20 protein-coding genes and 1 pseudogene are annotated in these 22497 nt (G+C 67.6%); 3 read left to right on the forward strand and 18 right to left on the reverse strand.

What is annotated here, in order from left to right:
- Positions 1 to 2: 2 nt before the first annotated feature.
- The 4 genes and pseudogenes from ACYCAX_RS23555 to xdhA all read right to left on the reverse strand — a co-directional run.
- Positions 3 to 1064 (reverse strand): annotated as a pseudogene (locus ACYCAX_RS23555) (HAMP domain-containing protein); the annotation flags it as partial.
- Positions 1065 to 1173: 109 nt separating this feature from the next.
- The gene (gene xdhC / locus ACYCAX_RS23560) at positions 1174 to 2010 is read right to left on the reverse strand and encodes a xanthine dehydrogenase accessory protein XdhC (RefSeq protein WP_460248959.1); all 837 of its coding nucleotides are present in this window, start codon (positions 2008 to 2010) and stop codon (positions 1174 to 1176) included.
- A gap of 2 nt (positions 2011 to 2012) precedes the next feature.
- Complete coding sequence (gene xdhB / locus ACYCAX_RS23565) at positions 2013 to 4544, reverse strand: xanthine dehydrogenase molybdopterin binding subunit (protein WP_460248961.1); 2532 nt, start codon at positions 4542 to 4544, stop codon at positions 2013 to 2015.
- A complete protein-coding gene (gene xdhA, locus ACYCAX_RS23570) occupies positions 4537 to 5961 on the reverse strand; it encodes a xanthine dehydrogenase small subunit (RefSeq protein ID WP_460248962.1) in 1425 nt (474 codons plus the stop codon). Before xdhA ends, xdhB begins: the two co-directional genes overlap by 8 nt.
- Before the next feature lie 350 nt (positions 5962 to 6311).
- On the opposite strand from xdhA, the gene ahpC reads away from it, so the two are divergent.
- Both ahpC and ahpF read left to right on the forward strand, forming a co-directional pair.
- Positions 6312 to 6875: an alkyl hydroperoxide reductase subunit C gene (gene ahpC / locus ACYCAX_RS23575; RefSeq protein ID WP_294975066.1), complete on the forward strand. Its 564-nt coding sequence runs from the start codon at positions 6312 to 6314 to the stop codon at positions 6873 to 6875.
- 197 nt (positions 6876 to 7072) lie between these two features.
- Positions 7073 to 8638, forward strand: a complete 1566-nt coding sequence (gene ahpF, locus ACYCAX_RS23580; RefSeq protein ID WP_460248964.1) for an alkyl hydroperoxide reductase subunit F — start codon at positions 7073 to 7075, stop codon at positions 8636 to 8638.
- Between the two features lie 160 nt (positions 8639 to 8798).
- On the opposite strand, the gene cls is transcribed toward ahpF, so the two are convergent.
- From cls to zur, 14 genes are all read right to left on the reverse strand, one after another.
- A complete protein-coding gene (gene cls, locus ACYCAX_RS23585; protein WP_460248966.1) occupies positions 8799 to 10232 on the reverse strand; it encodes a cardiolipin synthase in 1434 nt (477 codons plus the stop codon).
- Positions 10233 to 10274: 42 nt separating this feature from the next.
- Entirely contained in the window at positions 10275 to 11672 is a 1398-nt protein-coding gene (locus ACYCAX_RS23590; RefSeq protein WP_015474959.1) for an amidase, read from the reverse strand.
- Between the two features lie 93 nt (positions 11673 to 11765).
- Positions 11766 to 12347: an alpha/beta hydrolase gene (locus ACYCAX_RS23595; RefSeq protein ID WP_294975131.1), complete on the reverse strand. Its 582-nt coding sequence runs from the start codon at positions 12345 to 12347 to the stop codon at positions 11766 to 11768.
- 119 nt (positions 12348 to 12466) lie between these two features.
- Complete coding sequence (locus ACYCAX_RS23600) at positions 12467 to 13120, reverse strand: gamma-glutamylcyclotransferase (protein ID WP_460248967.1); 654 nt, start codon at positions 13118 to 13120, stop codon at positions 12467 to 12469.
- A 406-nt stretch (positions 13121 to 13526) separates the two neighbouring features.
- Positions 13527 to 13928 carry an ExbD/TolR family protein gene (locus ACYCAX_RS23605; protein WP_460248968.1) on the reverse strand — a complete coding sequence of 134 codons (402 nt, stop codon included), beginning with the start codon at positions 13926 to 13928 and terminating at the stop codon, positions 13527 to 13529.
- 1 nt (position 13929) lies between these two features.
- Entirely contained in the window at positions 13930 to 14646 is a 717-nt protein-coding gene (locus ACYCAX_RS23610) for a MotA/TolQ/ExbB proton channel family protein (protein WP_460248969.1), read from the reverse strand.
- A 49-nt stretch (positions 14647 to 14695) separates the two neighbouring features.
- Positions 14696 to 15508 (reverse strand): energy transducer TonB, encoded by an 813-nt coding sequence (locus tag ACYCAX_RS23615; RefSeq protein WP_460248970.1) that lies wholly within the window; start codon positions 15506 to 15508, stop codon positions 14696 to 14698.
- Positions 15509 to 15976: 468 nt separating this feature from the next.
- Positions 15977 to 16759: a MetQ/NlpA family ABC transporter substrate-binding protein gene (locus ACYCAX_RS23620; protein WP_015474965.1), complete on the reverse strand. Its 783-nt coding sequence runs from the start codon at positions 16757 to 16759 to the stop codon at positions 15977 to 15979.
- Between the two features lie 42 nt (positions 16760 to 16801).
- Complete coding sequence (locus ACYCAX_RS23625) at positions 16802 to 17482, reverse strand: methionine ABC transporter permease (protein WP_015474966.1); 681 nt, start codon at positions 17480 to 17482, stop codon at positions 16802 to 16804.
- A complete protein-coding gene (locus ACYCAX_RS23630) occupies positions 17479 to 18489 on the reverse strand; it encodes a methionine ABC transporter ATP-binding protein (RefSeq protein ID WP_015474967.1) in 1011 nt (336 codons plus the stop codon). Before ACYCAX_RS23630 ends, ACYCAX_RS23625 begins: the two co-directional genes overlap by 4 nt.
- Positions 18490 to 18682: 193 nt before the next feature.
- Positions 18683 to 19063, reverse strand: a complete 381-nt coding sequence (locus ACYCAX_RS23635) for a hypothetical protein (protein ID WP_294972228.1) — start codon at positions 19061 to 19063, stop codon at positions 18683 to 18685.
- A 37-nt stretch (positions 19064 to 19100) separates the two neighbouring features.
- Positions 19101 to 19889 (reverse strand): zinc ABC transporter permease subunit ZnuB, encoded by a 789-nt coding sequence (gene znuB / locus ACYCAX_RS23640; RefSeq protein ID WP_015474969.1) that lies wholly within the window; start codon positions 19887 to 19889, stop codon positions 19101 to 19103.
- Entirely contained in the window at positions 19882 to 20682 is an 801-nt protein-coding gene (gene znuC, locus ACYCAX_RS23645; RefSeq protein ID WP_294972222.1) for a zinc ABC transporter ATP-binding protein ZnuC, read from the reverse strand. Before znuC ends, znuB begins: the two co-directional genes overlap by 8 nt.
- Complete coding sequence (gene zur / locus ACYCAX_RS23650; RefSeq protein WP_015474971.1) at positions 20682 to 21188, reverse strand: zinc uptake transcriptional repressor Zur; 507 nt, start codon at positions 21186 to 21188, stop codon at positions 20682 to 20684. The genes znuC and zur overlap by 1 nt, the downstream gene beginning before the upstream one ends.
- 70 nt (positions 21189 to 21258) lie before the next feature.
- Between zur and znuA the strand changes: the two genes are divergently transcribed.
- Positions 21259 to 22197 carry a zinc ABC transporter substrate-binding protein ZnuA gene (znuA, locus tag ACYCAX_RS23655; RefSeq protein ID WP_294972216.1) on the forward strand — a complete coding sequence of 313 codons (939 nt, stop codon included), beginning with the start codon at positions 21259 to 21261 and terminating at the stop codon, positions 22195 to 22197.
- Positions 22198 to 22497 lie beyond the last annotated feature (300 nt).

Raw genomic sequence — 22497 nt, forward strand, 5'->3', positions numbered from 1 at the left:
CGGTTGAAGCCGCGCGCCAGGTCGCCCAGTTCGTCGGTACGGCTGTCGTCCAGGCGGCGGGTGAGATCGCCGCCACCGCCGCCGATTTCCAGCAGGGCGCCGGTGACCTGGCGGATCGGCTTGACCAGGCTGCGTGCCATCAGCACCACCAGCGCCAGGCAGAGCAGCGCCACCACGGCACCGGCGAGGCCCGAGAGCGTCAGCGCCTCGCGGGCGTCGGCGTAGATTTCCGCTTCCGGCACTTCGCTGACCAGGGTCCAGCCCAGGTCGTGCAGCGGCAGGCTGGCGGCGAGGAAGGCCTCGCCGTCGCGCTCGAAGCGGGCGCTCTGGAAGTCGTGCCGACCCAGCAGCGCGGCCGCGACCTGCGGGCCGACCAGGTCGTCGAGGGTGCGGCCCTTGGGCAGCGTCGGATCGGGATGGATCTGCACCTGGCCGTCGTTCTTCACCAGGTACACCCGGCCGGACTGGCCGAAGCGGAAGTCGCGGATCAGTGCCGACAGCTCGCGCATCTCCAGGCCCAGCCCGGCGATGCCGAGCAGCTTGCCGTCGCGCTCCACGCGCTGGTCGATGAACAGCGCCAGCTCGCCGGTGCCGCCGTCGGTGTCGATGTTCCAGATGCGCGGCTTGCCGCTGTCGATGAACTGGAAGTACCAGCTGTCCTTCGGCTCGCTGCGGCTCAGGATGCGCTCCTTGCCCTTGTCGCTGTAGTAGGCGCCGCTGGCGTTGGCGGCGATCAGCGCGGAGAAGGCCTTCTGCGAGGCGCGGATGCCGCCCAGGTAGCGGGTGAACTCGGCCAGTTGCTCGGGGCTTTCGCCGCCGGCCAGCCAGTCCTGCACCAGGGTGTTCTCGGCAATGCCGGAGGCAGCTGTGATGGGGCCGGTGAGGCGCCGTTCGAAGTCGTTGGCGATTGCCTGGATGCTTGCCGGCAGCGCCTGTTCGAGCAGGTAGCGCTCGCTCAGGCGGTTGACCAGCACGGCATACAGGCCGAGGACGATGAGCAGGCTGATCAGCAGGGCGGCGCCCATGCTGAGGATGAGTTGGGTCTGGATACTTCGCAGGCGCATTTTCTTGTTCTCCTCCGAACGCACGGCGAATCGCCCGCTATGGGAGGCGGGCGAAGAGACGGGGTCAGGAGGTTATCGGCCGGGCCGCGGAAAACTGTTGTCCAGCTGGTCAGCTTTTTGTCGACTCGCTGCACAGCGCGGTCCAGGCGACGCCTTCGCGCGTCCGGCGCGGCGGTGCGTCCTGGTGATAGCGGGCGATGACCTGGGCGGCGATGGAGATGGCGACTTCCAGCGGACGTTTGCCGGGCACTTCGGCCAGGCCGATGGGGCAGTGCAGTTGCGCGATGGCTTCCGCTGGATAACCGTGCTGCTCCAGGCGCATCCGGAAGCGCTGGGCCTTGGTGCGCGAGCCGATCATGCCGAGGAAACCGGCGTCGCCGCGCTTGAGCACGGCTTCGGCGAGGGCGTAGTCGAGCGGGTGGTTGTGGGTCATGACCAGGAAGTAGCTGCCTGGCGGCGCTTCGCTCACCGCGTCTTCCGGCTCGTCGAGCAGGCGCATGCGTACGCCCTCGGGCACCGTTTGCGGAAACTGGGCCGCGCGGCTGTCGACCCACTCCAGGCGTAGCGGCAAGCCGGCCAGCAGCGGCGCCAGGGCGCGGCCCACGTGGCCGGCGCCGAACAGCAGCACCTGTGGCCCGCGCGCGGCGAAGCACTCGAACAGCAGGCTGGCGCGTCCGCCGCAGCACTGGCCCAGGCGGGGGCCGAGGGGGAAGTGCTCCAGCGCCTGGGCGTCCTTGCCGGCCAGCAGCAGCGTGCGGGCGTGCTCGATGGCGGCGAACTCCAGGTGGCCGCCGCCGATGGTGTCCACCGTGGTCTCGGTGGTGACCAGCATCTTGCTGCCGGACTCGCGCGGGGTGGAGCCCTGCACGCCGACCACGGTGACCAGCACGTAGGGCTCGGCGCTGTCGCGCAGGCGGGCGATGGCGTCCATCCAGGTTCGGGTCATGGCTAGGGTTCCTGGGTCGAGTTGGGTGTGGGCGGGTTTCCCCTCACCCCAGCCCTCTCCCCTAGGGAGAGGGGGCTTTCCGCTGCAGTGGTCACGGTCGGCGCGTCGTCCTCTGCCGCAGTTTCCGGCTGACTCTGTGGGGCCGCTTCACGCCGAACGGTCCCCTCTCCCTCTGGGAGAGGGTTAGGGTGAGGGCGCTCTTGCTCCGAACGGCGCAAAGCCTCGCAAGCCCACAGCACCCGCTCCGGCGTCGCCGGCGTATCCAGGTCCGGGCTCACCCGGTAATCCGCCAGGCTGGCGATGGCATCGCGCAGCGCCGACCACACCGAGATCGCCAGCATGAGCGGCGGTTCGCCCACGGCCTTGGACAGGTACACGCTGTCTTCCTCGTTGGGACGGTCGAACAGCGCCACGCGGAAGTCCTCGGGCAGGTCGCTCACCGCCGGAATCTTGTAGGTCGCGGGGCCCACCGTGAGCAGCCGACCCTGATCGTCCCAGCGCAGCTCCTCGGTGGTCAGCCAGCCCATGCCCTGGACGAAGCCGCCCTCGATCTGGCCGATGTCGATGGCCGGGTTCACGCTGCGGCCGACGTCGTGGAGGATGTCCACCCGCTGCACGCGGTATTCGCCGGTGAGCGTGTCCACCTCCACCTCGGACACCGCCGCACCATAGGCGAAGTAGAAGAACGGGTGACCCTGGCCCTTCTCGCGGTCGTAGAAGATTTTCGGTGTGCGGTAGAAGCCGGTGGCGGAGAGCTGGATGCGCGCGAAATAGGCATCCTGGATGACTTCGGTGAAGCCCAGGTGCCGCGCCCCGACGGTTACGCCGCCGTGCTCGAAGCGAATCTCCTGCGGTTTCACCCCATCGCGCTCGGCGAGGAACTCGACCAGCCGCTTCTTCAGCGTGCGCGCGGCGTCGCGGGCAGCCATGCCGTTCAGGTCGGTGCCGCTGGAGGCGGCGGTGGGCGAGGTGTTGGGTACCTTGTCGGTGCGTGTCGCGGTGATCACCACGTGCTCCAGCGGCACCTGGAATTCCTCGGCGACGATCTGCGCGACCTTGGTGTTCAGGCCCTGACCCATCTCGGTGCCGCCGTGGTTCAGCTGGATGCTGCCGTCGGTGTACAGGTGGACCAGTGCGCCGGCCTGGTTGAGGTGCTGCGCGGTGAAGGAAATGCCGAACTTCACCGGCGTCAGCGCCAGGCCCTTCTTCAGCACCGGACTGGCGGCGTTGAAGGTGCGGATCTGCGAGCGCCGCGCGGCGTAATCGCTGCTCTGTTCCAGCCGCGCGATCAGCTCGCCCAGCAGGTTGTGCTCGACCTTCTGGTGGTAGGGCGTCAGCTCACACCCGGCGCCGCCGTAGAGGTTCAGCTTGCGCACGTCCAGCGGGTCCTTGCCCACCGCGCGGGCGATGTCGTCCATCGCGCGCTCGATGATCATCATCCCCTGCGGTCCGCCGAAGCCACGGAAGGCGGTGTGCGAGACGCTGTTGGTGAAGCTGCGGTAGCCGGAGATGGCGACGTCGGGGATGAAGTAGGCGTTGTCGGCGTGGAACATCGCGCGGTCGACGATGGCGTCGGAGAGGTCCGGAGAATGGCCGCAGTCGCCCACCACTTCCAGTTGCGCGGCGAGCAGCCGGCCGGTGTCGTCGAAGCCGATCCGGTAGCGGTTGTGGAAGGGGTGGCGCTTGCCGGTCAGGCGCATGTCCTCGGCGCGCGGCAGGCGCAGCTTCACCGCGCGGCCGGTCTTGTGCGCGAGCAATGCGGCGAGGCAGGCGAAGGGCGCGGCCTGGGTTTCCTTGCCGCCGAAGCCGCCGCCCATGCGCCGCACTTCCACCGTGACCTTGGCCAGCGGAATCGCCAGCACTTCGGCCACCAGTTTCTGCACCTCGCTGGGGTGCTGGCTGGAGGTGTGCACCAGCATGCCGCCATCGTCGGTCGGCAGCGCCAGGGAGGCCTGGCCTTCGAGGTAGAAATGCTCCTGGCCGCCAACGAACTGGCGGGCCTCCAGCACATGCGGCGCGGCGGCCAGCGCGGCCTTGGCATCGCCCCGGCGCATGTGGTGCGGCGGGCGCACGAAGCACTCCTCGGCCTTGGCCCGCAGCGGATCGAGCAGCGGGGCCTCCCTGGCATATTCCACCTTCGCCAGGCGCGCCGCGCGGCGGGCCTGGACCAGGCTCCCGGCGGCGACGGCGAACAGCGCCTGGCCGTGGTACTTCACGCGCTCGCCGGCCAGCAGTGGGTCGCCGGGGAATACCGGGCCGATATCGGTGTGGCCGGGCACGTCAGCCAGCGTCAGCACGGCGACCACGCCCGGCGCGGCGCGCACGGCATCGAGGTCGAGGGCGAGCACCCGGCCGCAAGCGATCTCGGTCAGGCCGACGGCGGCGTGCAGCAGTTCGCGCGGCTCCTTGAGGTCGTCCACATAGCGCGCCGCGCCGCTGACGTGCAGCGTCGCGCTGTCGTGTTCGCGGGGCTGGCCCGCGCTGTGTACGGCGACCGTCACGCCGTTGCCGGCCAGCGGCGGCAGACTACGCATGGCGCACCTCCGCAGGGCTCTGAGTCCATTCCAGTAGTGCGCGCTGCAGGAGGTTCTGCGCCACCTTCAGGCGATAGGCGGCGCTGGCGCGCAGGTCGTCGATGGGCTGGAAATCCCGGGGGATCGCGGCTTGCGCGGCGGCCACGGCGGCGGCGTCGAAGGGTCTGCCGCGCAGCGCCGCTTCGGCCCGTGCACCGCGTAACGGCGTGGCCGCCATGCCGCCGCAGGCCAGGCGCGCATCGGTGACGATGCCGGCGGCGTCGAGGTCCAGGCGCAGGGCCATGCACAGGGCGGAAATGTCGTCGTCGCGGCGCTTGGAAATCTTGTCGACGCGGAACCGCTGGTGGGCGCGCAGGCGCGGGATCAGCACCGACTCGATGTACTCGCCGGGTTGCAGGAGGGTGCTGCGGTAACCGATGAAGAAGCCGTCGATGGGCACCTCGCGCACGGCCCCCGCCTTGCGCAGCCGTAGCCGCGCATCCAGCGCCAGCAGCACCGGCGGCATGTCGCCGATGGGCGAGGCGTTGGCGATATTGCCGCCGAGGGTGCCGCGCTGGCGGATCTGCAGGGAGCCCAGGCGCTCCAGCAGGGCGCCGACGCCGGGGAATTCCTCCAGTGCTTCGAGGCAGTCGGCATAGGGGCGCGCGGCACCGATCAGCAGGTGCGCGGGATGGGTTTCCAGGCGCTGGAGTTCGGCCACACGGTCGAGGTGAATCAGCGCCGGGAAGGGCTTCAGGTTCTGCGTGGCCTCCAATGCCAGGTCGGTGCCGCCGGCGATCAGCCGTGCCTGTGGATGGCGTTGCAGCAGGTCGTCCAGTTCATCCAGCGAGGTTGGCAGCCAGGCCTGTTGCGCGCCGTCCTGCAGCGTGCCGGCGGCAGGCAGTTCGCGCAGACGGGCGAGCGTCAGGCTGGCGTTCCGCGCGAAACGGTCGGCGCAGGGTTGCGCGGCGATCTGCGTGGCGGCATCGAGGATCGGCCGGTAGCCGGTGCAGCGGCACAGGTTGCCGGACAGCGCGGTCAGCGCCGTCTCGCGGTCGTGGGGCGGCGGCGAGTGGCGCCAGGCGAACAGCGACATGACGATCCCCGGCGTGCAGAACCCGCATTGCGAGCCGTGGCAGTCCACCATCGCCTGCTGCACCGGGTGCAGCGCGCCGCCCTCAGAGAGGTGTTCGACGGTCAGCACCTGGCGCCCGTGCACCGCGCCGAGCAGGGTGATGCAGGCGTTCACCGCGCGGTAGCGCAGCGACTCGCCGTCAGCCTCGACCAGCACCACCGTGCAGGCGCCGCAATCGCCGGAGGCGCAGCCCTCCTTGGTGCCGGTACGGGCCAGGTGGTTGCGCAGGTAGTCGAGCAGGCTGGTTTCCGGCGCCGCGCCGTCGGCCCGGATCAGCTCGTCGCCCAGCAGGAACTGGATCATGGGGAGTCCTCGTCGTTGGGCGCCGGCGCCCTCAAGGCAAGCATAGGCTCGCGGGGCTTTTTGACCAGATAGCCAGGAATGACCAGGACGCAGGGCGTACAACGCGCGTTGTGCGGTCGGCGCCGAGGCTGGGCCCGGAGTGCCCTGCGCCCCTGCTCCCGCGCAGGATGCGGAGGCCAGGATTGATAGGAAACTTCTTCCTTATATATATCTATTGATAGATACACTCAATCTAGATGATGCCCTAAATCAATGGGCCTTTCCTGTCATCAGGCGATAATCTTGCCCCTGTCGAATTTCAACTGATCGACCACTCGATTAAACGACAACTCTCTACGAGGAATTGCCTAATGAACCTGATCAACACCGCCGTTCAACCGTTCAAGGTCAACGCTTTCCACAATGGCAAGTTCATCGAAGTCACCGAAGAGTCCCTCAAGGGCCACTGGTCGGTTCTGATCTTCATGCCGGCAGCCTTCACCTTCAACTGCCCGACCGAGATCGAAGACGCCGCCAACAACTACTCCGCATTCCGTGACGCCGGTACCGAGGTCTACATCGTTACCACCGACACCCACTTCTCCCACAAGGTGTGGCACGAAACCTCCCCGGCCGTGGGCAAGGCTCAGTTCCCGCTGATCGGCGACCCGACCCACCAGCTGACCAACGCCTTCGGCGTACACATCCCGGAAGAAGGCCTGGCCCTGCGCGGTACCTTCGTGATCAACCCGGAAGGCGTGATCAAGACCGTCGAAATCCACTCCAACGAGATCGCTCGTGACGTCGGCGAAACCCTGCGCAAGCTGAAGGCTGCCCAGTACACCGCCGCTCACCCGGGCGAAGTCTGCCCGGCCAAGTGGAAAGAAGGCGAGAAGACCCTGGCTCCTTCCCTGGACCTGGTCGGCAAGATCTAAGAACGACCGGGAAGCGGTTGCGCGGCGGCTCCCGCCACGCAACCACCGGGCGCCCGCCCACGAAGCTTCCCGAGCCGTTTGGCAACACCCCGAGGATGCCTACCGGCATCCTCCCTACCTAAAGCCAAAAGCGTGCGTAGGGTGGGCTGAAAAGCTCGCCGGGGAACCCCTTTGCTCTGATTCCGAGGATCTGAATCATGTTGGACGCCACGCTTAAAACCCAGTTGAAGGCTTATCTGGAAAAGGTCCAGCAGCCTTTCGAAATCGTCGCGTCCCTCGATGACGGCGACAAATCCCGCGAGATGAGCGAGCTGCTGCACGAAATCGTCGGCCTGACCGACAAGATCACCCTGCGTGAAGATGGCAGCGACGAGCGCAAGCCGTCCTTCTCGCTGAACCGCCCGGGGGCGAACATCGGCCTGGCTTTCGCCGGCATCCCCATGGGCCACGAATTCACCTCCCTGGTGCTGGCGCTGCTGCAGGTCGGCGGCCACCCGTCCAAGCTCGAAGCCGACGTGATCGAGCAGATCAAGGGCATCCAGGGTTCGTTCGAGTTCGAAACCTATTTCTCGCTGTCCTGCCAGAACTGCCCGGACGTGGTCCAGGCGCTGAACCTGATGGCCGTGCTCAACCCGAACATCCGCCACGTCGCCATCGACGGCGCGCTGTTCCAGGAAGAAGTCGAGCGCCGCCAGGTGATGGCTGTGCCGAGCATCTACCTCAACGGTGAAGTGTTCGGCCAGGGCCGCATGGGCGTGGAAGAAATCCTCGCCAAGATCGACACCGGCGCCGCTGCCCGCGAAGCCGAGAAGCTGTCGGCCAAGGAAGAGTTCGACGTGCTGGTCGTCGGCGGTGGCCCGGCGGGCGCCGCGGCGGCGATCTACGCCGCCCGCAAGGGCATCCGCACCGGCGTTGCCGCCGAGCGTTTCGGCGGCCAGGTGCTGGACACCATGGCCATCGAGAACTTCATCTCGGTGACCGAGACCGAAGGTCCGAAACTGGCTCGCCAGCTGGAAGAGCACGTCAAGCACTACGACGTCGACATCATGAACCTGCAGCGTGCCAGCGCGCTGATCCCGGCGAAGACCGCTGGCGGCCTGCACGAAGTGCAGTTCGAGGGCGGCGGCAGCCTGAAGGCCAAGTCGGTGATCCTGGCTACCGGCGCCCGCTGGCGCGAAATGGGCGTGCCGGGCGAGAAGGAATACAAGGCCAAGGGCGTGTGCTTCTGCCCGCACTGCGACGGCCCGCTGTTCAAGGGCAAGCGCGTGGCGGTGATCGGCGGCGGCAACTCCGGTGTCGAGGCGGCCATCGACCTGGCCGGCATCGTGTCCCACGTGACCCTGCTGGAGTTCGACAGCAAGCTGCGCGCCGATGCCGTGCTGCAACGCAAGCTGTTCAGCCTGCCGAACGTGGAAGTGATCACCAGCGCGCTGACCAGCGAAGTGAAAGGCGATGGCCAGAAGGTCACCGGCCTGGTCTACAAGGACCGCAACTCGGAAGAGTTCAAGTCCATCGACCTGGAAGGCATCTTCGTGCAGATCGGCCTGCTGCCCAACAGCGAATGGCTCAAGGGCACCATCGAGCTGACCCCGCGTGGCGAGATCATCGTCGACGCTCGCGGCGAGACCTCGCTGCCGGGCATCTTCGCCGCCGGTGACGTGACCACCGTACCGTACAAGCAGATCGTGATCGCGGTCGGCGAAGGCGCCAAAGCGTCGCTCTCCGCCTTCGACCACCTGATCCGCTCCTCCGCGCCAGCCTGATGACCTCGCGCTAGAGAAAGAAACGCCCGGCTCACGCGAGTGAACCGGGCGTTTTCTTTTGTGCGTCAGAAGCGTTCGCGAGCAAGCTCGCTCCTACAGGGTGATGGCGCATTCGCTCTTCGTAAGCGAGCTTGCTCGCGAACATCCCTGCTGCGAACCTTCAGAGAATCGGCGACACCAGCCGCGCCACCCGCATGCCCAACTGCTGCAACCGGTGCAGGCGCTTGCGGTCGTCCAGGTTCATCTCCACCGACTGTTCGAAGTCCGCCTCCAGCATGCGCTCCACGTCCCGGGCGAAGCCTTCGTCGACGGTCACCACCATGATTTCGAAGTTCAGCCGGAACGAGCGGTTGTCCAGGTTGGCGCTGCCCACCGCCGCGCCGTCGCGGTCGATCAGCACCACCTTCTGGTGCAGGAATCCGGGCTGGTAGCGGAAGATACGGATGCCCGCGCGCACGGCTTCCAGCGCGTAGAGACTGGAGGCGGCGTACACCGTCCTGTGGTCGGGCCGCGACGGCAGCAGGATGCGCACGTCCACCCCGCGCAGCACCGCCAGGCGTAGCGCGGCGGCCACCGCCTCGTCCGGCACGAAGTACGGCGTGGTGATCCAGATGCGCTCCACTGCCACATTGATCGCCTCGACGAAGAACAGCGAGCAGGTTTCCTGCGGGTCCGCCGGACCGCTGGGTACCACCTGGCAGAGCATCCCCGACTCTTCGTAGGCCTTGGGCAGGATCAGCGTCGGCAGCGTGTGGCTGGCCCAGTACCAGTCTTCGGCGAAGCACTCCTGCAGGCACGCCACCGCCGGGCCGCGCAGTTCGATATGGGTGTCGCGCCAGGGCGACAGCGGCGGCTTTTCGCCCAGATATTCGACGCCGACGTTGTGCCCGCCGACGAACCCGCGCACACCGTCGACCACCACGATCTTGCGGTGGTTGCGGAAGTTCACCTGGAAGCGGTTGAGCATCCCGCTGCCGGTGCTGAAGGCATGCACCTGCACGCCGCGCTGGCGCAGGCGTTCGGCGTAGCGGCCGGGCAGGGCGTGGCTGCCGATGCCGTCGTAGAGCAGGAACACGTCCACGCCGTTGGCCGCGCGCTCCAGCAGCAGGTCGGCCAGGCGTTGGCCGAGGGCGTCGTCGCGGATGATGAAGAACTGCACCAGCACGACTTTCTTCGCCGCGGAGATGGCCTCGAACATGGCCTCGAACGACGCCTTGCCGTTCACCAGCAGGCGCACGTGGTTGTTCGCCAGGGTCGGCATGCGCGCCAGCCCGACCATCGCCTTGAGCGCCTTGTAGCCATCGTACTGGCGCGCCGCCAGGGCTCCCTCGACCCAGGGCCGCCAGTCCAGTTCGGCGGCGGCCACGTGCATTTCCTCGTTGGCCTGCCGGCGCGCGCCGATGTAGGCGTCGAAGCGGCTGCGGCCGAACACCAGGTAGGGCACCAGGGTCAGCAGCGGCATGAATACCAGCGAAGTCGCCCAGGCGATGGCGCCCTGGGCCGTGCGCACGGTGAGTACGGCGTGCACCGCGGCGATGATGCCCAGGAGCTGGACCAGTACCAGGAGGTGGGCGATGTAGGCGGAATACTGCATGGGCGCGCGATCGAGTCCTTGTGCTCGGCGTGTGCTCAGAGCTTAGCCGGTACGCGGAGGCTGAGGCCAATGCGCGACGGGACCGCGCCAGCGCTCCCAGGTCTTGGCCAGGCGCAGCACCTCGAGGTCGGCGAAGCGCGGGCCGACGATCTGCAGGCCTATGGGCATGCCCTCGGTGGTGGAATCGCAGTGGATCGAGAGTGCCGGCTGCTCGGACATGTTCCACGGCACGGTGAAGCCGATGTGCTCGAAGGGCCGCGCCGGGTCGTTGGTGGGCGAGGCGAACTCGGCGGGGAAGGCGGCCACCTGATTGGTCGGCGAGAGCAGGAAGTCGATGTCCTGGAACTGCGCGGCGGCGCGCCTGCGTATCTCGAAGGTGCGGTTGAAGCCGCGCACCGCGTCGGCGCCGGAGACCGCCGCGCCGCCCTCCGCCCATTGGAAGATATAAGGCAGCACCCTGGCCTGGCGCTCGGCCGGCAGGTTTTCCAGTTCGGCCCAGAGACGGGCGCGCCAGAAGTGATCCAGCCCCTCCAGCAACTCGCGGTCGAGAATCGGCCGGACTTCGACGATCTCCGCGCCGGCGGCGGCGAAGCGCCGTGCGACGGCTTCCACGGCGGCGCACACCTCGGGCTCGGGTTGCAGGCCGCAGCCGGGGTCGAGCTGCAGGCCAAGGCGCAGGCCGCGCACGTCGGCAGGCTGGATGTGCCAGTCCAGCTCCGTCGGGGGCAGGGCGGTGGCGTCGCGCCAGTCGGGGCGGGACAGGTGCTGCATCATCAGCGCCGCATCGTCCAGGGTGCGCGTCATCGGCCCGGCGCAACGCCCGCTGTAGTACGGGTCGATGGGAATCCGCCCGAGGCTCGGCTTGAAGCCGACCAGTCCGCACCAGCCGGCGGGCAGGCGCACCGAGCCGCCGATGTCGGTGCCGATGTGCAGCGGCCCGTAGCCTGCCGCTGCGGCCGAGGCGGCGCCGGCGCTGGAGCCGCCCGGGTTCATGCGCAGGTCCCAGGGGTTGCGCGTCAGTGGGTGGAAGCTGGAAAGCCCGGAGGAGAGCATGCCGAAGTCCGGCACCGTGGTCTTGCCCAGCAGGATCGCGCCGGCCTCGAACATGCGCGCGGCGGGCGGCGCGTCGCAGGTCGCCGGTTGCAGCAGGGTGGCGGCGCTGCCCTGGGGAATCGGGTCGCCGGTGGTGGCGATCAGTTCCTTGATGGTCACCGGCACGCCATCCAGCTCGCCGCAGGGGGCACAGCGAATCCAGCGCGCCTCGGAGCGCCGCGCCTGTTCCAGCGCGCGCTGCGGGTCGAAGGTGTAGAGCGCGCAAAGGTGCGGCTCCCAGCGCTCGATATGGGCGATCAGGTGCTCGAAATACTCGACGGGTGAGAGCTGGTGCGAGCGGTACAGGGCCAGCAGTTCGACGGCGGACAGGTCGTGCAACGGTGGCATGGCGGTCTCCGACGGGGGGCTTTGCCTCACCCTAGTCGAATCCGCGTCGCGATGGGATAGGCGCGATGGTCACACCGCACCCGGAAGCGTGCTTCAGGCGCGCTGGCGCGACTGCTGGTCGATCAGATACTGCAGGCGATACAGATGACGATAGCCGGCTTCCCAGGCGCCGTGCCCGGATTTCACGTTGATGTGCCCGGCCGCCGGCAGGATCACCGTCTCGGCGCCCCAGGCGCGGCCGAGGATCAGCGCGCGCTGCGGGCTGCACGCGGTATCGTTGTCCGACCCCACCAGCACGCTGGGGAAGGGCAGCGATTGTGCGGCGATGGGGGCGAAGTTGCGCAGCGCCTCGTGGCAGGTTTCCCGCTCCACGTCCGCCGGCGCCACCAGCAGGGCGCCGGCGACCTGCGCCAATGCGCGGCGGTCGGCGCGGGTGGCCCAGGCGGCGACGGTCACGCAGCCCAGGCTGTGGGCGATCAGCACCACGCGGCCGGGCTCGCGGCGAATCTCGCGGTCCAGTTCGGCGATCCAGTCGGCGCGTTGCGGGCTGATCCAGTCATCCTGCCGCACCCGCGCGGCATTGGGCAGGGCGCGCTGCCAGTGGCTCTGCCAATGGGCGTCCTCGGAGCCGTGCCAGCCCGGCACGATCAGGTAGCGGATGCGTTCGTTGCGCATGGAGCGGCCCTCTCGAATCGTCATGAGAAGGTATTCTAGGGAGTGTTTTAATATTCGTTAAGGAATAAGAAATTCTTTGCTTATGCAATATTTTCATCTAACGAATGGAGATAAGACCGTCAGTCCTGCACCCGGCGCAGCGGGTAGCAGCGCGCCAGGATGCCTTCCAGGTTGAGGTCGGGCATGGCGTAGTCGCGCAGGGCGCGGGCGGTCTGCTCGACGTAGTCGCGGGTGGTGCCGAAGTGGCCCTGGGCACTGTCGAGCACGTGCTGGACGATGTTGTCGGGCAGGGAACCGGCGTAGCTGGGCAGGTGGCGTTCGAGGACGAAGCCCAGGGCGCGCACGCGACTGCCGTCGTCGAGGCGGCAGTTCAGCCATTCCGGGCGGTAGGAGGCGTAGGGCATCTCCCGTTCCCAGAGCGCGTAGAGGTTGGCGTCGAGGTTGTCGTCAGGCAGGCGGAAGGCGAAGCCGGCACAGGAACCGCCGCGATCCAGGCCCAGCACCAGCCCCGGTGCCTCCGGTGTGCCGCGGTGGGTGAGGGACCACAGGTAGAGGCCGCGATGGTAGCCATGCACCCGTGCGCGGCGTGCCTCGGCCACCGGGAACTCCGGGCGCCAGATCAGCGAGCCGTAGGCGAACAGCCACACCGGGCCGGCGCCGTGTTCGCTCATGGTGATGTCGAGCGAGGCGCGTAGCTGTGCGGGTGTGAAGCGTTCCGGCACCCCCAGTGTCGGCGGATAGAACGGGCCTTCCGAAGCGGGAGACGATGTCATGCGGTACCCCTCAGGTCTCCTGACTGTCATCAACTTAGTGTAAGCGCGGGAGGCGCGGAAGGCCCTGACGGGCAAAGGGATATCGCCGGAGCGGGGATGACGACGAACGGCGGCGGTGGCGGGTGGGGCAACCGCAGGGGATTCTATGTCTACCCCACCGTATCGGCCTTGGGCCGACTCCGTCCGCAGGGATCGGGACGGAGCGGTTCGCGAGCAAGCTCGCTCCTACAGTTTCAGGCCGAGCCCGCTCTTCGTAGGAGCGAGCTTGCTCGCGAACCCCGACGGATGTCGGGAATAAAAAAGGCCGCTCACCCCTGCCTGAGTAATGGGTGAGCGACCTTGAAGCTTGCCTTGTTGTGGAAGACCCGTTGTACACCCGCTCTATTTCAAGGGTTTTACAGCTTCCTCAACGCGCAGTAATTACCGCCAGCCTGGTGATCCCGGCCTTCTCGATGGAGGCCATGGCCTTGGCCACCTGGCCGTAGTTCACCCCTTCGTCCGCCTGCAACTGCACGCGCAGTTCGGCATCTTTCGCCTTGGCCGCCGCCAGATTGCTCTGCAGCAGCTCCGGCTGGATCTCGTCCTTGTTGATGAACCACTTGCCGGTACCGTCGATGCTCACCACCAGCGGGTCCTTCTGCTCCGGCGGGGCCACCGCCTCGGTCTTCGGCAGGTTGATCGGGATGGCGTTGGTCAGCAGCGGCGCGGTGACGATGAACACCACCAGCAGCACCAGCATCACGTCCACCAGCGGGGTCACGTTGATCTCGGAGAGAACCTCGTCGCTGTCCTGGGTCGAGAAGGCCATGTCAGCTCGCCTCCTTCACGCTGGCGCCGGCAGCCGGTTTGCGCGCGGCGGTGGGCAGGCTGACGACGCGGAAGGCGCTCTTCTGCGCGAGGCTGTAGAAGTCGTGGGCGAAGTCGTCGAGGTCGGCCGCGGTGAGCTTCAGGCGACGGAGGAAGTAGTTGTAGACCAGTACCGCCGGCACGGCGACGGCGATACCCACGCCGGTGGCGATCAACGCACTGCCAATGGGGCCGGCGACGGTTTCGAGGCTGGCGGAGCCGGCCGCGCTGATGCCCTTGAGCGCTTCCATGATGCCCCACACGGTGCCGAACAGGCCGATGAAGGGCGAGGTGGAGCCGATCGAGGCGAGCACCGCCAGGCCGGATTCCAGGGAGCGGCGCTCGCGCTGGATCTGCTGGCGCAGGGCGCGTTCGAGACGGTCCTGATGGTTGATCGACTGGGCCAGGTCCGGCTGGCCGTGGTCCTGCACCTGGATGGCGGCGAAACCAGCCTGGGCCACGCGGGCGCCGGCGCCGGGCTTGCCGGCGGCCTGGTCACCGGCCGACTCGAGGCTGGTGGCGCTCCAGAACTGCTTCTGGAAGCGCTTGTCCTGGGCCTTCTGGCGGGTGAACTGGACGCCTTTCACCAGGGCCAGGGCCCAGGTGACGACGGAGAAGCCGACCAGCAGCCAGATGACTGCGCCTTCGACGGATTCCAGTGGGTTCAGGGGCAGACTCATGGGTGTTCTCCTTCCGCGTTTCTCGTGCGGCTGATCTGGGCAAATGGAATCAATGCAATTTGAAGTCGATGGGTACGCTGACCCAGCCGTCCTGGGCCACGTCGCCGCGCTTGGCGGGGACGAAGCTCCAGCGTTTCACCGCGCGTACCGCGGCATCGTCCAGGGCGTCGCGGCCGCTGCTCTTCTGCACCTGGATCTCGCTCGGGCTACCGCTGGCGAGCACGCGCACGCGCAGCAGCACGGTGCCTTCCCAGCCACGGCGCTGGGCCAGGGGCGGGTATTCCGGCGCCGGGTTCTTCAGGTAACCGGCGCTGGCCGAGGGCGGCGTCAGCGGGGCCGGAGCCGGTGCCGCCGGGGCGGGCGGTGCCGGGGGCGGCGGGGTCTCTGCCTTGGGCGGTGCGGGCTGCTCGACCGGCTTGGGCACGGGTTTGGGCTTGGCCACCGGTTTCGGCTTGGGTTTGGGGACCGGCTTGGGCGGCGGCGGTTTCACCGCGTTCTCGTCCACCACGGGGGGCGGCGGCTCCTGCACCACCGGCTCGGGAATCGGCTCGGGCGGTGGCGGCTCGACCACCGGCGGCGTCGGTGCGGTGAACTCGATGGTCATCGGCGGGACCTGTGGCGGCACCTCCGGCAGTTGCGGGGTGGGCTGCCGGCTCAGCCAGTAGATCACCGCGCCGTGCAGCGTAAGCGCGAACAGACCGAGCAGGACGGCTTCGCGGCGGCTCAGTGCGCGGGCTTTCACCGGTACGTGGCGGCCCAGTTCCAGCGCGTGGAGCAGTGGACGGCCGAGATCGACCAGGTCGCCGCCGGGCACGTGGCGCAGGAAGGCATCCGGCGCGAGGGCATGCTGGGGTTGGGCCATGAACGATCTTCTTGCAGGTCTGCGCGGCTCTGCGTTGCGCTTGGAACGGACCTGCATGATTGGCGGAGCGTCTTAGGTCTTGAAGTGATTGTTTCTATTGTTTAAATAACTTTTAGTGCTATATTTTTTTGTCGGATCGCTGCAGGCCCCGCCAGCCGTGGCTTTGCGCGAATCGGTAAAAAATCGATTCCTTTGCAGCATGGAAAATATGCAAGGAAGGTTGGCGAAAAATCGTCCAAAGCGGTGGAATAGAGCCATCCGCGCCATGCGGCCGAGCAGGGTCTGTAGGAGCGAGCTTGCTCGCGAACAGCGTTTGCCGGTAGCGCTGACGGTGGGCGGGTTCGCGAGCAAGCTCGCTCCTACAAAAATGCCAAAAGCCCAAAAGCCCCAACGTCGGAAAGCGGAATGCCATAAACGAAAAAGCCCGGTCATTCGACCGGGCTTTCTTGAGTGTCAGCTTCGCGGCGATCAGAACGCCGGAACCACGGCGCCCTTGTACTTCTCGAGGATGAACTGCTTCACCTCGGGGCTGTGCAGGGCGGCGGCCAGTTTCTGCATGGCGGCGCTGTCCTTGTTGTCCGGGCGGGCAACCAGGATGTTCACGTAGGGCGAGTCGGCGCCTTCGATGGCCAGCGCGTCCTTGGTGGGGTTCAGCTTGGCTTCCAGGGCGTAGTTGGTGTTGATCAGGGCCAGGTCGACCTGGGTCAGCACGCGCGGCAGGGTGGCCGCTTCCAGTTCACGCACCTTGATGCTCTTCGGGTTCTCGACGATGTCTTTCGGGGTGGCGGTGATGGACGTGTTGTCCTTGAGCTTGATCACACCGGCCTTGTCCAGCAGCAGCAGGGCGCGGCCGCCGTTGGTGGCGTCGTTGGGGATGACCACGGTGGCGCCGGCCGGCAGCTCGTCGAGCTTCTTGATCTTGCTGGAGTAGACGCCCAGCGGCTCGATGTGCACGCCGGTCACGGCCACCAGGTGGGTGCCCTTGGACTTGTTGAACTCATCCAGGTACGGCTGGTGCTGGAAGAAGTTGGCGTCCAGGCGCTTCTCGGCCACCTGGGTGTTGGGCTGCACGTAGTCGGTGAACTCCTTGACCTTCAGTTCCACGCCTTCTTTGGCCAGCATGGGTTTGACGAAGTTGAGGATCTCGGCGTGCGGCACCGGGGTGGCGGCGACGGTCAGGCTGTCGGTGGCCTGGGCCAGCGGGGCGGAGATGGCTGCGACGGCGGCGAAAGCGGCGAGCAGTTTTTTCATTGTTGGCTCCTGAGAAAAGCCCGCGTCCGGCGGGCCGTGCGGTTACTTGCGGGAATAGTGGACCACCAGCTTGTCGCCGACGGTCTGCAGGATCTGTACGAGCACCAGCAGCATCACCACGGTGACCACCATGACGTCGGTCTGGAAACGCTGGTAGCCGAAGCGGATGGCCAGGTCGCCGAGGCCGCCGGCGCCGACCACGCCGGCCATCGCGGTGTAGGACACCAGGGTGATGGCGGTGACGGTGACGGCGGCGATGATGCCCGGACGGGCCTCGGGCAGCAGCGCGTTCCAGATGATCTGGCGGGTGCTGGCGCCCATCGCCTGGGTCGCTTCGATGATGCCCTTGTCCACCTCGCGCAGCGCGGTTTCCACCAGGCGCGCGAAGAACGGCGTGGCGCCCACCACCAGCGGCGGGATGGCCCCGGCGACGCCCAGCGAGGTGCCGGTGACCAGCACGGTGAACGGGATCATCACGATCAGCAGGATGATGAAGGGCAGCGAGCGCAGCACGTTCACCACGAAGGACAGCAGGGCGTACACCGCGCGGTTCTCGAACATCTGCCTGGGCCCGGTGAGGAACAGCAGCACGCCCAGCGGCAGGCCCAGGACGATGGTGAACAACAGCGAACCGCCGAGCATCCAGAAGGTGTCGATGCTGGCTTGGAGGATCTCGGACCAGTCGATATTCACAAAGCCCAGGTTTTCAAAGAAAGCATTCATGTGCGCAGCACCTCGACGTGGACTTCGGCGGCGTTCAGCTGCGCCACGGCAGCGTCGATATCACCGCCCACCAGCGACAGGGTGAGCTGGCCGTAGGGCTGGTCCTTGATGCGGTCGATACGCCCCGCGAGGATGCTGTAGTCGACGCCGGTCTGGCGCGCGACGGTGCCCAGCAGCGGCGCGTAGGTCGCCTCGCCGCGGAAGGTCAGGCGCAGGATGCGCCCCGGCACGTGGGCGAAGTCGTCGTGCTGCTCGTCCTCGTCGACGCGCTCGGCCTCGAAGACGAAGCGGCGGGTGGTTTCGTGCTGCGGATGGAGGAACACGTCGGCGACGTGGCCCTGCTCGACGATGGCGCCGGCGTCCATCACCGCCACCTGGTCGCAGACACGGCGGATCACGTCCATCTCGTGGGTGATCAGGACGATGGTCAGCTTCAGCTCGCGGTTGATCTGGGCCAGCAGTTGCAGGACCTGGCCGGTGGTCTGCGGGTCGAGCGCGCTGGTGGCCTCGTCGCAGAGCAGGATGGTCGGCCGGCAGGCCAGCGCGCGGGCGATGCCGACGCGCTGCTTCTGGCCGCCGGAAAGCTGGGCGGGGTACTTGCGGGCGTGGTCCTCGAGGCCGACGCGCGCGAGCAGTTCGTCCACCCGCGCGGTGATCTCGGCGGCGCTGAAGGTGCCGGCGAGCTTCATCGGCATGGCGATGTTGTCGGCGACGGTCTTGGAGGCCAGCAGGTTGAAGTGCTGGAAGATCATCCCGACGCGCTGGCGGAAACGGCGCAGGCCGTCGGCGTCCAGGGCGGTGATGTCTTCGCCGTCGATGACGATGCGCCCGCCGCTGGGTTCTTCCAGGCGGTTGATCAGGCGCAGCAGGGTGCTCTTGCCGGCGCCGGAATGGCCGATCAGGCCGAAGACCTGGCCGCCTTCGATGGTCAGGCGGGTCGGCTGCAGGGCCGGTATATCGCGTCCGGCGACGCGATAGGTCTTGTGGACGTGGTGGAATTCGATCACGTAGCGAACCTTGTGGGTACGAGGAGACGCTGCCCGCTGCCGGGCTGTTTTATGAACGAGCGCTGGCAACGAGCGTAGGCGGTCAGCCAAAACCGCGCATTTTAACCTGCTTTTATATGGCTGATTAATCTTTGTTCAGCTAAGCACGGAACGAAAGAGAATAACGGGCGCCACGGACGGGCGCCCGTGGGGCTTACGGCGTGCAGTTGGGCTGGGCCGGTGCAACGGCCGCGGGCTTCTGCAGGCCGCTGACATCGGCGGCAACGCCAGGCGCGCGCGGCATCAGCGAGCGGGCGCGGGTCAGGGCGGTGGTGGCGCCGTTGACGTCGCCGTCCTGCAACGCCTTGCGGCTGCGCTCGAGGTAAGCGTCGGCCAGGCGCTGGCGGCGCTCGGCGAGCTGGGTGGCGTCTTCCTGTTCGGAGCCGAGCTTGAGCTGCGCGGATTCCAGACGGCCGGCGGCCAGTTCGGTTTCGAAGCCACTGCTGGCGGCCGGGTTGCTCGCGGTGCTCTGGCAGGCGCTCAGGGCCAGTGCCAGGGCCATCAGCGAGAACAGGCGGATGACGAACGACTTCATGCGTCAGGGTCTCTTTTGATCAAAAAATCGCCAAATTCTACACCGTCCGGCGCGGCAGGACAAAACTCAGCAGGAACAGGGCCGCCGCGCTGACCACGATGGAGGGGCCGGCGGGGGTGTCCTTGAACCAGGACAGCGAGAGCCCGGCGCACACCGCCACCAGTCCGATCAGACTCGCGCCGAAGGCCATTTGCTCAGGGCTGCGCGCATGCCGCTGGGCGGCGGCGGCGGGGATGATCAGCAAGGATGTGATCAGCAGCACACCGACGATCTTCATGGCCACGGCGATGACGATGGCGATCAGCAGCATCAGCGCCAGGCGGATGGCGGTCACCGGCAGGCCTTCGACCCGCGCCAGTTCCTCGTGCACGGTGATCGCCAGCAGCGGCCGCCACAGCCAGCAGATCAGCCCCAGCACCAGGGCGCTGCCGGCGATGATCCACAAGAGGTCGGTCTGGCTGACGGCGAGCAGGTCGCCGAACAGGTAGGCCATCAGGTCGACGCGTACTTCCTTCATGAAGCTCAGGGTCACCAGGCCCAGCGACAGCGTACTGTGGGCGAGGATGCCCAGCAGGGTGTCGGCGGCCAGCGGCTGGCGCTGCTGCAGGGTGACCAGCAGCACGGCGAGCAGCACGCAGCCGACGGTCACTGCCAACGTCGGGCTGACGTCCAGCAGGAAGCCGAGGGCCACGCCCAGCAGGGCGGCGTGGGACAGGGTGTCGCCGAAATAGGCCATGCGCCGCCAGACGACGAACGAACCCAGGGGGCCGGCGACCAGCGCCAGGGCCAGCCCGGCGAGGAGGGCGTTGAGCAGGAAATCAGCCATGATTGCAGTCGGGGCCGTGCTGGTGGACCGGTGTGAAGCGCGTGCCGGCGGGGAAGGCGGGTTTCACCACCTCGCCGTGCAGGTCGTGGGAATGGTCGTGGTGGTGGTGATACACCGCCAGGCTGCGGGCGTCCTGGCCGAACAGCTCGACGAAGGCCGGGTCGCCGCTGACCTGTTCCGGATGCCCGGAGCAGCAGACGTGACGGTTCAGGCAGACCACCTTGTCGGTGGCGCTCATCACCAGGTGCAGGTCGTGGGAGACCATCAGCACGCCGCAGCCGAGGCGGTCGCGCAGGCGGCCGATCAGGCGGTACAGCTCGGCTTGCCCTGCGACGTCGACGCCCTGCACGGGTTCGTCGAGCACCAGCAGTTCCGGCTTGCGCAGCAGGGCGCGGGCCAGCAGCACGCGCTGCAGCTCGCCGCCGGAGACACTCTGCAGCGGCTTGTCGATGACGTGGGCGGCGCCGACTTCCTTCAGCGCGTCGAGCGCGTGGGAGCGCTGCACGCCGGGGACCAGTCGCAGGAAGCGCAGCACGGTCAGCGGCAGGGTCGGGTCGACGTGGAGCTTCTGCGGCATGTAGCCGATGGACAGCTTCGGCTGGCGCCAGACGCTGCCGGTGTCGGGCTTGAGCAGGCCGAGCACGCTGCGCACCAGGGTCGTCTTGCCGGCACCGTTGGGGCCGATCAGGGTGACGATCTCGCCGGGGGCGATGGTCAGGTCGACGTTCTGCAGCACCGCAAGGCCTGCGTAACTGACGCCGACGCCTTGCAGGCGGATCAGGGCGTCGCTCATCACGCCTCCCGCTGGCCGGGGGCGCAGGCGCCGCAGAGGCCGACGATCTCGACGGTCTGGCTTTCCACGGCGAAACCGACACCCTTGGCGCCGGCGACGATGGCCTCGCTGATGGCCGGCTGCTCCAGCTCGATGGCCGTGTGGCAGGCGCGGCAGATCAGGAACTGGCCTTCATGGGCGTGTTCGGGATGGGCGCAACCGATGAAGGCGTTGAGCGAGGCGATGCGGTGCACCAGACCGTTTTCCAGGAGGAAGTCCAGGGCGCGGTAGACCGTCGGCGGCGCCGCTTTGCGGCCGTCCTCCTCGCTCAGCACGGCGAGGATGTCGTAGGCGCCCAGCGGCTTGTGGCTCGCCCAGACCAGCTCCAGCACGCGCCGGCGCAGCTCGGTCAGGCGCACGCCCTGGCGCGCGCACAGCGCATCGGCGTCGGCCAGGGCGCTGGCCACGCAGTTGGCGTGGTCGTGCGGACGGCAGGCGAGGGGAGTCTTGGGGGCGATCTTGTACATGCGCGGCGACGCTCGGGTTCAGAGACGTTATTATATTACTCTTTCATGTCTCCCCTGTGTGAGTGCCGCCGTGTCCTTCCGTCCCGTCGCCCTGCTGACCGCCGCCTGCGCGCTGCTGCTCAGCCTCCCCGTACGTGCCGAGGTCAGCGTGCTGACCAGCATCAAGCCGCTGCAACTGATCGCCGCCGCCATCCAGGACGGCGAGGGCGCACCGGACGTGCTGCTGCCGCCGGGCGCCTCGCCGCACAGCTACTCGCTGCGCCCGTCCGACATCCGCCGCGTGCGCGATGCGCAGTTGTTCTACTGGGTCGGCCCGGACCTGGAGAACTTCCTGCCCAAGGTGCTGGACAGCCGCCAGGGCCCGAGCGTGGCTCTGCAGGACCAGGCCGGCATGCACCTGCGCAAGTTCGCCGACTTCAGCGAGTCCAACCACCCGGACCATGACGATGACCACGATGACCTGGGGCACGACCATGACCACCGCCCCGGCATGATCGACGCCCACCTCTGGTTGCTGCCGGCCAACGCCCAGGTGATCGCCGCGCGCATGGCCGAGGACCTGGCCATCGCCGACCCGGCCAACGCCAGCCGCTATCAGGCCAACCTGAAGGCCTTCGACGAGCGCATGGACCAGCTCAACACCCGTCTGCAGCAGCGCATCGACCCGCTCAAGGGCAAGCCGTTCTTCGTCTTCCACGAGGCCTTCGACTACTTCGAAGAGGCCTATGGCCTGCGCCATGCAGGCGTCTTCGCGGTGTCCGCCGATGTGCAGCCGGGTGCTCGCCACGTGGCGGCCATGCGCGCGCAACTGCAGAAGGCCGGCCCGTCCTGCATCTTCAGCGAACCGCCGATCCGCCCGCGCCTGGCCGACACCCTGAGCCAGGGCCTGCCGGTGCGCCTGGCCGAGCTGGATGACCTGGGCGTGGGCGTGAAGGTGGATGCCCGGGGCTACGAGAACCTGCTGGGCAACCTGGCGGACGAGTTCGCGGGGTGCCTGGAGAAGCTCTGACTGTCTCCATCCGCAGGAGGGACTCTGTCCGCGCTGCTTCTGCTCTTCATGGGGCGAGTAAGGCGTGGCGTTATCCGCCGTTTGGCCTTGGCCTCGGAGCGCTGCGAGCTCAGCCACAACGCTGCATCTTCAAGGCTTTCCGGACAGACCAGGGTGCTGGGATGGGCCGAGGTGTGCAACCGCGAACGGTTGTACGCCCTGTGGCACTTTTCGTAGGAGCGAGCCTGCTCGCGAACCGAGGCTTCCTGTAACTCCGCTGTCAAACGGGTTCGCGAGCAGGCTCGCCCCTCCAAGGGCAGA

It is taken from the genome of Pseudomonas sp. MT3 (assembly GCF_054720805.1).